The 10,535-nt window shown below is 74.1% G+C and carries 12 protein-coding genes; 4 read left to right on the top strand and 8 right to left on the bottom strand.

Features of this window, described 5'->3' with window-relative positions; genetic code table 11:
• Nucleotides 1-150 precede the first annotated feature (150 nt).
• Together GB864_RS16825 and GB864_RS16820 are read left to right on the top strand one after the other, a co-directional pair.
• Nucleotides 151-951 (top strand): YidC/Oxa1 family membrane protein insertase, encoded by an 801-nt coding sequence (locus tag GB864_RS16825; protein WP_160426846.1) that lies wholly within the window; start codon nucleotides 151-153, stop codon nucleotides 949-951.
• A gap of 81 nt (nucleotides 952-1,032) precedes the next feature.
• A complete protein-coding gene (locus GB864_RS16820) occupies nucleotides 1,033-3,789 on the top strand; it encodes a cation-translocating P-type ATPase (RefSeq protein WP_336604058.1) in 2,757 nt (918 codons plus the stop codon).
• Between the two features lie 58 nt (nucleotides 3,790-3,847).
• On the opposite strand, the gene GB864_RS16815 is transcribed toward GB864_RS16820, so the two are convergent.
• Together GB864_RS16815 and GB864_RS16810 are read right to left on the bottom strand one after the other, a co-directional pair.
• Nucleotides 3,848-4,582, bottom strand: coding sequence for a glutamine amidotransferase (locus GB864_RS16815; protein ID WP_160426845.1), 735 nt, complete (start codon nucleotides 4,580-4,582; stop codon nucleotides 3,848-3,850).
• Nucleotides 4,579-5,292 carry a LysR substrate-binding domain-containing protein gene (locus tag GB864_RS16810; RefSeq protein ID WP_160426844.1) on the bottom strand — a complete coding sequence of 238 codons (714 nt, stop codon included), beginning with the start codon at nucleotides 5,290-5,292 and terminating at the stop codon, nucleotides 4,579-4,581. The genes GB864_RS16815 and GB864_RS16810 overlap by 4 nt, the downstream gene beginning before the upstream one ends.
• 77 nt (nucleotides 5,293-5,369) lie before the next feature.
• Between GB864_RS16810 and GB864_RS16805 the strand changes: the two genes are divergently transcribed.
• The gene (locus GB864_RS16805; RefSeq protein ID WP_160426847.1) at nucleotides 5,370-5,756 is read left to right on the top strand and encodes a DUF5997 family protein; all 387 of its coding nucleotides are present in this window, start codon (nucleotides 5,370-5,372) and stop codon (nucleotides 5,754-5,756) included.
• Between the two features lie 67 nt (nucleotides 5,757-5,823).
• Here GB864_RS16805 and GB864_RS16800 read toward each other — a convergent pair whose 3' ends face one another.
• Complete coding sequence (locus GB864_RS16800; RefSeq protein WP_160426843.1) at nucleotides 5,824-6,459, bottom strand: alpha/beta hydrolase; 636 nt, start codon at nucleotides 6,457-6,459, stop codon at nucleotides 5,824-5,826.
• A 64-nt stretch (nucleotides 6,460-6,523) separates the two neighbouring features.
• On the opposite strand from GB864_RS16800, the gene GB864_RS16795 reads away from it, so the two are divergent.
• Nucleotides 6,524-7,120 (top strand): DUF4916 domain-containing protein, encoded by a 597-nt coding sequence (locus tag GB864_RS16795; protein ID WP_160426842.1) that lies wholly within the window; start codon nucleotides 6,524-6,526, stop codon nucleotides 7,118-7,120.
• 39 nt (nucleotides 7,121-7,159) lie between these two features.
• Here the strand turns inward: GB864_RS16795 and GB864_RS16790 are convergent, their stop codons facing one another.
• From GB864_RS16790 to GB864_RS16770, 5 genes are all read right to left on the bottom strand, one after another.
• Nucleotides 7,160-8,527, bottom strand: coding sequence for an FAD-binding oxidoreductase (locus GB864_RS16790; RefSeq protein ID WP_160426841.1), 1,368 nt, complete (start codon nucleotides 8,525-8,527; stop codon nucleotides 7,160-7,162).
• A gap of 123 nt (nucleotides 8,528-8,650) precedes the next feature.
• Entirely contained in the window at nucleotides 8,651-9,010 is a 360-nt protein-coding gene (locus tag GB864_RS16785) for a hypothetical protein (RefSeq protein WP_160426840.1), read from the bottom strand.
• A 169-nt stretch (nucleotides 9,011-9,179) separates the two neighbouring features.
• The gene (locus tag GB864_RS16780) at nucleotides 9,180-9,683 is read right to left on the bottom strand and encodes a GNAT family N-acetyltransferase (RefSeq protein WP_160426839.1); all 504 of its coding nucleotides are present in this window, start codon (nucleotides 9,681-9,683) and stop codon (nucleotides 9,180-9,182) included.
• A 44-nt stretch (nucleotides 9,684-9,727) separates the two neighbouring features.
• Nucleotides 9,728-10,231, bottom strand: coding sequence for an SRPBCC family protein (locus tag GB864_RS16775; protein ID WP_160426838.1), 504 nt, complete (start codon nucleotides 10,229-10,231; stop codon nucleotides 9,728-9,730).
• Between the two features lie 69 nt (nucleotides 10,232-10,300).
• A complete protein-coding gene (locus tag GB864_RS16770) occupies nucleotides 10,301-10,489 on the bottom strand; it encodes a hypothetical protein (protein WP_160426837.1) in 189 nt (62 codons plus the stop codon).
• Nucleotides 10,490-10,535 lie beyond the last annotated feature (46 nt).

Below are 10,535 nucleotides of genomic sequence, written 5' to 3'. Positions count from 1 at the left end.
CACGCCGCCGCGCACCCGCTCCCGCACCGCGCTGCGCGCCCGTCCGGGCGCGCGCACCTCCCGCCGCCGCGCCGGCCGCAGGCATGGTGCGTCGAGGCGGCGGCGGTCGGTCGAACCCGAGCACCCACTCGCATCGACCGGAGGATCTCCATGGACTACACCGCGTTCCCGCCCATCACGGCACTGCTGCACCTCATCGGCGGCGCCATCGACGGCCTCGCCGCACTCGTCGCCCCGCTCGCGGGGCCGTCCGCGGCGGCCGTCGCCGTCATCCTGCTCACGCTCTGCGTGCGCACCGCCCTCATCCCCGCTGCGCTCGCCCAAGCCCGAGGCGAGCAGGCCCGCGCGCGGCTCGCCCCCGCGGTCGCCGAGATCCAGCGGCGCTGGAAGGGCAAACCCGAGCGCCTGCAGCGCGAGCTCGCCGACCTCTACGCCGCCGAGCGGACGTCCCCGCTCGCCGGCTGCCTGCCGATGCTCGTGCAGGCGCCGATCGTCGCCCTGGTCTACACGCTCTTCGGCCACACCATGATCGCGGGCGAACCCAACGAACTGCTCGCCCACGAGCTCGGCGGCATCTCGCTCGGCGACTCGTTCGCGGGGCTCGCCGCCGCGGGGGCGCTCGAGCCGTCGGTGTTCGTCGTGTACGGCGTGATCGTCGCGCTCCTCGTCGCCGCGGGCGAGGCGACCCGGCGGGTCTTCCGCCCGGTGGCGCCGGCCGCACCGACGGCGGGCACGCCGGGAGCGCCGGGCGCGCCGTCGGCGCGGCTGCTCGGGATGCTCGGATTCCTGCAGTTCGCGACGGCCGTCGTCGCGCTCTTCGTGCCGCTGGCCGCCGCGCTCTACCTGACGACGACGGTGCTCTGGACCTTCGGGCAGCGGCTCGTGCTGCGTCGCCTCGTGCCGCCGCCCGCGACCGCCGTCGAACGCGGCCCCGAGATCGCGCCCGCCTGAGGGCGCAGCCGGTCGCGCCGGTGCGCGCACTCGATCGATGCCCGGGCCTAGGCTGGCCCCAGCTGACCGAGGGGGTGTTCGGTGGGGGAGCCGAGCGACATCGTCCGCACTGCGGACGGACAGGGAACGAGCGGATCGGGTGCGCCGGCGGCGTCGGTGCCGTGGTGGAGTCTCGACGGCGCCGAAGCAGTCGCCCGGCTCGGATCGAGCGTCGACGTCGGGCTGAGCGACGCGCAGGCGGCGGCGAAGCTCGCGGAGGTCGGGCCGAACGAGCTGACGAGCGCGCCACCGCCGAGCGCGATCAAGATCGCGCTCGCGCAGATCGGCGAGCTCATGACCCTGATGCTCATCGCGGTCGCGATCGTGTCGGTCGTGATCGGACAGATCTCCACCGCGATCGTCGTCGGCATCCTGGTCGCGTTCAACGTCGTGCAGGGCACCCGGCAGGAGCTGAAGGCCCGCCGATCGGTCGACGCGCTCGCCAAGCTGCAGACGCCGAAGGCGCGGGTGCTGCGGGGCGGGAGCATCCGCCTGCTGGAGGCGACGGCCCTCGTGCCGGGCGACATCCTCGAGCTCGAGTCGGGCGATCTCGTGCCGGCGGACGCGCGGTTGCTGCGGGCATCCTCGTTCGAGACCCAGGAGGCGGCGCTCACGGGCGAGTCCGCGCCGATCGCGAAGCACGCGAGCGCCGACCGCGAGGACGCCGCGCTGGCCGATCGCGCCGGCATGGTCTTCCAGAACACGTCCGTGACGCGCGGCACGGCGCGGGCCGTCGTCGTCGAAACCGGGATGCGCACCGAGGTCGGACGCATCGCCGACCTCCTCGGCACCGTCGACTCGGGACGCTCGCCGCTGCAGCGCGAGCTCGATTCGCTGACGAAGGTGCTCGGCGGCGTCGCCTGGGGTGCGGTCGTCGTCATCATCCTCATCGGCATCTCGCGCGGCGAGAGCGTCGAAGAGCTGCTCTTCCTCGGCACGGCGGTCGCGATCTCGGCGATCCCCACCGGTCTGCCGACCTTCGTGCAGTCGCTGCTGTCGTGGGGCGCGTCCAAGCTCGCGGAGTCCCGCGCGATCGTCGCGAGCCTCGCCGACGTCGAGACCCTCGGCGCGACGAGCGCGATCTGCTCCGACAAGACCGGCACCCTCACGCTCAACGCCATGACCGTGCGGGCCGTCTGGGCGCGGGAGCGGCACTTCACCGTGACGGGCGAGGGGTACTCGTTCGACGGCACGATGCTGGCGCCGGCCGGCGAGCCCGTCGGCGACGTGCGCCTCGCGGACGCGATCTGCCTGCCCAACGACGCGACCGTCTCGGTCGACGGGGACGTCGTCGGCGACCCGACCGAGGCCGCGCTCATCGTTCTCGCCGCCAAGCTCGGCGTCGACGCCGACGAGACCCGCCGCCTGCACCCGCGGATCGCGGAGGTGCCGTTCGACTCGGACTACAAGTTCATGGCGACCTTCCACCGGCTCGAGCTGGAGGGGCGCGAGCGGTTCGTCGAGGTCGTCAAGGGCGGGCCCGACGTGCTGCTCGCCCGGTGCACCGGCATGGTCGGCGCCGACGGATCGGTCCTGCCGGTCGATACGGCGGCTGCCGAGGAGGTGCTGGCGGAGTTCTCGCGGGAGGGCCTGCGCACCCTGGCGCTCGCACTGCGCGTCCTCGAGGACGCCGACGAGCCGGCCGTCGTGGCCGACCCGATGTCGTTCGTCGACGATCTCGTGCTCGTCGGCATCGTCGGCATCGTCGATCCGCTGCGGCCGGAGGCGAAACTCGCCGTCGAGATCGCGGACCGCGCCGGCATCGAGGTGCGCATGATCACGGGAGACCACGCGATCACCGCGGGCGCGATCGGCGCGGAACTGGGGCTCGGCGCGGGTGCGATCTCGGGGGCGGAACTGCAGGCCATGAGCGACGAGGAACTCGACGCGCGGCTGCCGAACCTGCACGTGTTCGGCCGGGTCACTCCGCAGGACAAGCTCCGGCTCGTGCAGCGCCTCCAGTCGCACGGCGAGATCGTCGCCATGACGGGCGACGCCGTCAACGACGCCGCCGCGATCAAGCAGGCCGACGTCGGCGTCGCGATGGGCTCGGGGTCGGAGGTCACGAAGCAGGCGGCGCGGCTCGTGCTCACGGACGACGACTTCTCGACGCTCGTGCACGCCGTCGAGCTCGGCCGGGTCGTCTACGCGAAGATCGTCGCCTACCTGCGCTTCCAGATGTCGCAGCTGTTCAGCCTCATCCTGCTCTTCCTCGCGGCGAGCGCGTTCGCCGTCGCCGACGGCGTCGCGCTCTTCCCGAGCATGGTGCTGTTCCTGAACTTCTTCGTCACCCTCTTCGCCGTGCTCGCGATCGCGGCCGACCCGGCGCCGCCCGGCGTCATGGACCTGCCGCCGCGCGATCCGAAGCGCGGCGTCGCGAATCGCGATGCGGTCGGCGAGTGGCTGCTCTACGGGGCGACCGTCTTCGTCGTGTCGTGGATCCCGCTCGTCTGGGGACCCGACGAACCTCGCTCGGATGCCCCGAGCCACGCCACCACGATGGCCTACGTCGTCGTGGGCCTCGGCACCGTGCTCTCGGCGTTGCTCATGCGCCGCTCGCCGGCGTCCGGGCTGCTGCCGCCGATCGCGCAGGTCGCGAAGTTCCTGGTGTGGCCGGTGGTCATCATCGTGCTCTCGACCGAGCTCGGCTTCCTGCAGCGCCTCCTCATGACGACGAGCCTCACGGGCGACCAGTGGCTGGTCTGCCTCGCGCTGCTCGTGGTCGTGCTCGTGGTGGTCGAGGGCGACAAGTGGATCCGGCGGCGCCGGATCGCGCGCCGGGATGCCGTCGGAGCCTGAGCGGACGGGTTCCCGCCCCGGGGCCGGCCGGTGCGCTGCCCGATTCGGGCGGAGCGGCTCAGCGGGCGTGGAGCTCGGCGAAGCGGCGCAGGAGCTTCGGGGGTTCGGTGACGCGCGCCGAGTCGAGCACCTTCGCGACGGCCGCGTACCCGCTCGCGGGGAAGTAGCCGTAGTCGCGATAGACGAGGGCGCGCGCGGCGAGTCCCGCCGGAGTCGCCTCGGGGTGGAACTGCGACGCGTAGACGTTGCGGCCGACGCGGTACCACTGCACGGGCGAGACCGTGCCCGTGCCGAGCAGCACGGCGTCGGCGGGCAGGCGCCCGGTCGACTCCTTGTGGCCGACGAGCACGTCGAACGTGTCGGGCAGCCCCGCCGCGAGGGGGTCGGCGCGGCCGGCGTCGGTGAGGGTGAGCTCGGCAGGGCCCACGGCTTCGGGATGCGCCGTGTCGACCGTGCCGCCGAGCACCTCGGTGAGCACGCCGATGCCGTAGCAGGTGAAGAACACGGGGTGGTCGCGCTCGAGGGCCAGTTCGGCGAGGCGGGCGAGGTCGGCCTCGACGCGGCGCTGCACGGCGGGCTTGCGGTCGGGCGGGGTCGTCGTGTTGAACGGGCTGCCGCCGATGACGATGCCGGAGTGGCGTTCGATCGCGAAGTCGCGGTCGAGGGCCTGCGCGTCGAGCCGGAGGTGTTCGAGGTCGGCCGCGTCGAGGCCCATCGCGGCCCGAACGGCATCGTACTCGGGACCCACGGCGGGCGTCTCGGGGCGGACGGCGACGAGCAGGAACGGGATCATCGCCGGCCCTTCTGCTGCTTGCCGCGCCCGCGGGTGCGGGCGGCAGCCCGGATGCGCGCGGCGTCGGCGGCGGTGCGCTTCGGCTTCGCCTTGGCCGGCTGGGCGCTGCGTGCGCCCTTCGCGGGTTTGCCGGAGCCCGAGGAACCGGACGTGCCGGTGTCGGGGGTCTCGGCCTCGGCGCCGCGCGAGGACGCCGCCTTGCGGCCGCGCACGACGCCGACGAACTCCTGGATCGTCTCGTCGTCGCGCTCCTTGCGCCACACGAGGGCGATGCGCGTCGGCGGGGCATCCTCGAGCGGCACGGCCGCGACGTCCTTGCGGTGGTGGAGGCGGGCGACGCCGTGGGGGAGCACCGCGAACCCGGTGCCGGCCGCGACGAGCTCGACCGTCATCGCCGGATCCTGCTGCACCGGCGCGGTCGGTTCGCCGTCGAGGTCGGCGAGCGTCAGCGACTCGGCGTCGGCGAACGGATGCTCGCGCGCGAGCACGGCGACCGCGACCTCCTCCCAGAGGGGGATCGCGAACAGCCCGTCGGTGTCGACGGGCAGCCGGACGAAGGCGAGATCCGCCTCGCCGGCGGCGATCGCGGCGAGCTGCTCGGGCTCGTCGACGCGTCGGGCGACGAGCGGCACGTCGGGACGACGCTCGCCCCACACGCGCAGCCATTTCGACGGGCTCACGCCCGCGACGTAGTCGAGCTTCAGATCCACTCGTTCCCCCAGTCCTGCCCTCCCAGGGTAGTCGTGCGCGCGCAGGGTAGCGTTGGAGGGTGAGCCAGAGCCAGTCCATGAAGCCCGCGACCGCCGCCAAGAAGCTGGGGGTCCTGCTCGAGGCGACGCCTGCCGACTTCCAGGAGGGCGTCGTCACCCGCGCCCAGTTCGACGAACTGCAGGCGAACCCGCCCGAGTGGCTCGCCACCCTGCGCCGCGAGGGGCCGCACCCGCGCACCGTCGTCGCCGCGAAGCTCGGCGTCTCGAACTCCGGTCTCGCCCGCTCGGGCGTCGAGGAGTCGCTCACGACCGCGCAGATCAAGGAACTCCTGGTCTCCCCGCCCGAGTGGCTCGTCCGCGAGCGCGCGACGCAGGCCGAGGTGCGCGCCGAGAAGGTGCGCGTCAAGGAGCGCGACGCGGAGCGCGCCAAGCGCCGCGCCGAGTCCGGCGGCAGCGGGGCCTGACCCGCCGCGCCCGCCGAGGCGGCGGGCTCGTCCGTGCCCGGCCGTGCCGGGACCGGGGTGCCGGAGCCTAGGCGTCGGCCTGCACGGCACGGATGAACCCGACGACGTCGGCCAGTTCGGGCTGCGAGATGCCGTGCGCGAGCCCCTCGTAGATGCGCGCGTCGAGCGTCGAATGCGCCGGCAGCCAGTCGATCGTCCCGGCGATCGCGTCGGCGGCGATCACCTGGTCGGCGGTGCCGCGGCCCCAGAACACGGGCAACGCGTCCTGCTCCAGCCGGCCGTCGGCCTCGCGCTCGCCCGGCAGGGCGAAGCCCGAGAGGTTCACCGCGTACGAGAACCGGTCGGGGTCGAGGCGCAGCAGTTCGAGCGCCATCGCCCCGCCCTGCGAGAAGCCGAGCAGGCCGATGCCGCTCTGCGTCGGCACCGTGCGGTCGAGCCAGTCGAGCACCGCCTGCGCGGACGCGCGGGCGCCCGCGATCGCGGCGTCCATGCCCTGCGCCATGAGCGGGAACCACGCGTAGCCGTAGCCGGCGTCGATCGGGGCACGGAGCGAAGCCAGGGCCGGCTCGAGCGGCAGGAACGGCGCGAGGCCGAACAGGTCGGACTCGTTCGAGTTGTACCCGTGCAGGAGCAGCAGCAGGGGGCGGTCCGCGCGGTCCGCCTCGGAGGCCGACCAGAGCACCGCGTCGTCGTCGATCCGCATGCGGCGATCGTACCCGCGGGCGCCGGCCTGCACCTCCCGGGGGCGCATGGGGCAGAATCGGCGCATGAGCGTGCGCACCCCCGACCATCCCGAATGGACGCCCGAGGAACCGCAGGGACCCGGGTCCCGCCCGGTGCCGAACGCGAACCCCGCGTGGCTCAGCGATCTGGAGCTCGCGGAGATCCGCGGCCGACTGCCGATCCTCTACGTCGAGGCCGTCCCCGTGCGGGTCGACGGGGTCGGCGTCGTGACCGACGTCGGCGTGCTGCTGCGCGCCAACCAGGTCGGCGAGATCACGCGCACGCTCGTGAGCGGCCGCGTCATGTACGGCGAGACGGTGCGCGATGCGCTCTTCCGCCACCTCGAGAAGGATCTCGGCCCGATGGCCTTCCCGCTGCTGCCGGCCTCGCCCGTGCCGGTGACGGTCGCCGAGTACTTCCCGATGCCCGGCCTCTCCGCCTACACCGACGCGCGCCAGCACGCCGTCTCGCTCGTCTTCGTCGTGCCCGTCACGGGCACGTGCGAACCGCGGCAGGATGCCCTCGAGGTGACGTGGATGACGCCGGAGGAAGCGGTCTCGCCGAGCGTGCAGGCCGACATGGAGGGCGGTCGCGGCGCTCTGCTGCGCACCGCGCTCGCCGCGGTCGGCCGCCTGCCCTGATCGCCGTCGCGGACGCGCCCGTGAGCGCGTCCGCGAGCCTCACCCGTACGCGCGGCTGCCGACGAAGCGACCCTCGGGGTCGAGCGACGCCTTGACGGCGCGGGCCCGGGCGAGCGATTCGGCGTCGTACGCACCGGCGTAGCTCGGCTCCCGGAGGAAGGTCGCGAACGCCCGGCCGGAGTCCGCGTCGCCGAGCGCGGCGCGGAGGGCGGCGAACCCGGGTTCCACGAGGTCGGGCGGACCGAACCCGAGGGTGCCGACGATGACGGGTTCCTCGACCGCCCCGACGATCGAGGGGAGTCCGTCGCCGCTCGCGAGCGCGCCGCCGAGGAGCCGGAAGGTGAGCGCCACGAGCCCTGCGGACGCCGGGTCGTCGAAGACGCCGAACAGCCGCGCGGCCGTCGCGGGGGAGAGGTCCCGCGCGAAGGTGCCGAAGCCGTCGCCCGGCGAGGGGTCGCTGGGTTCGGCCGCGATGGAGGCCAGGGCCTCGATGCCGAAGGGACGCAGCGACTCCCGTTGCACCGTGCCGGCGGCCCGCAGCCGCGCGAACCAGGGCTCGGCCGCCTCCGCCGAGCCGCGGTACACGCTCTGCAGTTCGACGAATCGCGCCCCGCGCAGCTCGGGCGGGAGCATCGGCGCATCGGGCATCCGCATGATCGCCGCATGCACCTCGAGCTCGGGCGGCGCGGTCTCGGCCAGCTCGGCGAGGAGCGCGAGCACGGCGGGGGCGTCGTCCCAGCCGAGCACGATCGACCCGCCGACCAGTTCGGTCTCGGCGGCGAGGTCGAGTTCGAGGGCGGTGACGATGCCGAGCGCGCCGCCCGCGCCGCGGATCGCCCAGGCCGCTTCGGGGTCGCTCGCGTCGTCGATGCGGCGCAGTTCGCCGTCGGCGGTGAGGAGTTCGACGGCGCGCAGGCTGCGGGCGCCGGCGCCGAGTGTGCGGCTGAACCAGGAGTGGCCGCCGTTGAGCAGGTAGCCGGCCGGTGTGACGACGCCGCTCGAGCCGGCCGGGGCGATGCGGCCGGTGCCGGCGAGCGCGGCGAGGGCGTCCTGCCAGCGCAGGGCGCTGCCGAGGCGCAACGTGCCCGCGTCGGCGTCGACCGCGAGTTCGTCGAAGGCGCTCGGACGCACGAGGATCGTGCCCTCGAGCGACGCGCCGGCGCCGTGGCCGCTCGGCTGCACGCTCACCCGTGCGCCCGCATCCCGGGCGACCTCGAGCACGAGTCGGGCCTCCTCGACGCCGTCGGGCACGACGACGGCGAGCGGATGCTGGTCGGCGCCGAGGTGCCAGGCCGCCCGCGCGGCGTCCCAGGTGGGATCGCCGGGCCCGATGAGGCGCGCGCCGAGCGCGCGGGCGAGCGGATCGAGCCGGCGGTCGAGCCCCGGGCGTTCGTCGATGATGCTCATGGTTCCCCCTTCGCCGGCCGTGCGGCCGACCTCGTCAACGTAGGCCCGGTCGCCGACAACGCGATCGGTCCCGGCGGACGTGCGTCCACCGGGACCGATCGCAGGCTGCGGCGAGGGCGGGGCTCATGCGCCACGCGCCCACGGGGCGGGGCTGAACGTGTCCCACTGCACGGGCGCCGACGAGCGCAGCCACGACCACCAGGGCAGAGCGTCGTTCGCAGTACCTCGGAAGCGCACGACGAGGCGCATGAAGCGCCCGCGGCGGGGCTCGGCGGTGACGGCCTCCGGCACGGCGTCATCCTGGCCGTCGACGACCTCGACGCGGATGTCGAGGTTCTCGGGCGCGCGGGCGCCGAGTTCCTCGAGCGTGGCCAGGACGCGGTCGGCGTCGACGAGGTCGAAGCCGAGCGTGCCGCCGACGTGACCCGCTGCCGGGCGGACGGTGAAGTCGCGGCTGAGCGGTGCGGCCAGCACGGTGGTCATGATGTTTCCCCTCGGTTCTGCGGCGGAGTCCCGCCGACAAGAGCGAACTTAGGGGTGCGCCGAAGCGACCTGAATGGGGATCCCCCGGAACTTCGACTGGGGTTATCCCCGAGACGCCTGCTCGTCCGAGCAGTGAGTGCTCATCCGAGCAGGCGCCTCGGTGGAGTGCTCAGCGGACGAATCGCACCTCGTGGATCGACTCCCCGAGGAACGGCTGGTCCTGGCTCGCGCCGTCGAGGGCGAACCCGTTGCGGACGTAGAAGCGGTGCGCGCGGGGGTTGTCCTCCGCCACCCAGAGGTAGGCCGCTTCGTCGCCGAGCGCGGCGTCGAAGAGCTGCTGGCCGAGGCCGGTGCCGTGGAACGCGTCGAGCAGGTAGATGAAGAGCAGCTCGCGCTCGCGGGGGGCATCGTCGTCGCGGGCGGGCCCGGCGCCGACGAAGCCGACGATCTCGCCGTCGACGACGGCCGCGTACTGCGCGTACTCCTCGCCGCGCGAGGCGAGGTGGTTCCAGAGTTCCGCCATGCGCCGGGGCGAGAGGTTCTCGAGGGCGGCGGCGCTGATGAGGTGGTCGTAGGTCTCGTGCCACGCCTGCGCGTGCACGCGTCCGAGCGCCTCCGCGTCGGAATCGCGGATGGGACGGATGACGGATTCGGCAACAACACTGGTGCTCATGTCGGCAGGGTAGGCCAGGATCCGCCCCGCCCCAAATCGACCGCTCAGGGGTGCGACCGCCCGGGGAACCTCGCGGCCCAGCCCGGCGCGAGCCGCCGCATCCGCCACGCGCGCCACTGCCAGAAAGTCCAGATCGGCACGACGAAGAGCAGGTCGAGCAGGCGGTTCCCGGTCGAGGCGAGCAGCCGGTCGCGGTAGCGCGTGCGGCCGTCCGGCAGTGCCGAGACCGCCATGCGGTGGTCCCACTCGCGCAGCGCCGCGAGCGGTCCGGTGTCCGCGCCGCCGGCGTCGCGGAGCATCCGCACGCCCTCGGGCAGCCCGCCGGGGCGGGAGACGTCGACGTGCTCGAGGCCGACCGGCCGCCGGCCGAAGGCGAGCACCCGCAGGCGGTGTACGCCGTCGCCCCACCGCTCCGGGAACCCGCCCGGCTCGAGCGACTCGAAGTCGAGCCACGGTCGCACGACCTCGCGGAGCACCGCGGGCGACTGCAGCGCCGCCCACACCGTGTCGGGCGGGGCATCCAGGTCGAGCTTCAGCAGCACGCGCACGCCGCGAGCCTACGACGAGGCGCCCGCGACGTCATGCGTCGCGGGCGCCTCGGGAGCCGGGGCGGGCGCTCAGCCCTGCGCGCGCCGGTTGGTGCGGTTGCTGCGGTTCGGGGAGACGACGTCGCCCATGCGGATCGGCCGCGACGCCGAGCCGTTGCCGCCGCGACGGCGGCCCTGGCCCGAACCCGAAGCGCCGCCGTCGGCGGCCGGACGCTGGCGCTTCGGGTTCGGGCCAGGGCCGCCGGATCGGGAGGGCACGCGCCTGAACCCCAGCCACTTAGGCGACCGGCATGCCGGCCTCGGC

Origin of the sequence: Agromyces seonyuensis (genome assembly GCF_009789225.1) — a bacterium.
Classification (GTDB): domain Bacteria; phylum Actinomycetota; class Actinomycetes; order Actinomycetales; family Microbacteriaceae; genus Agromyces; species Agromyces seonyuensis.
This window is presented reverse-complemented; position numbering and strand designations above follow the sequence as displayed.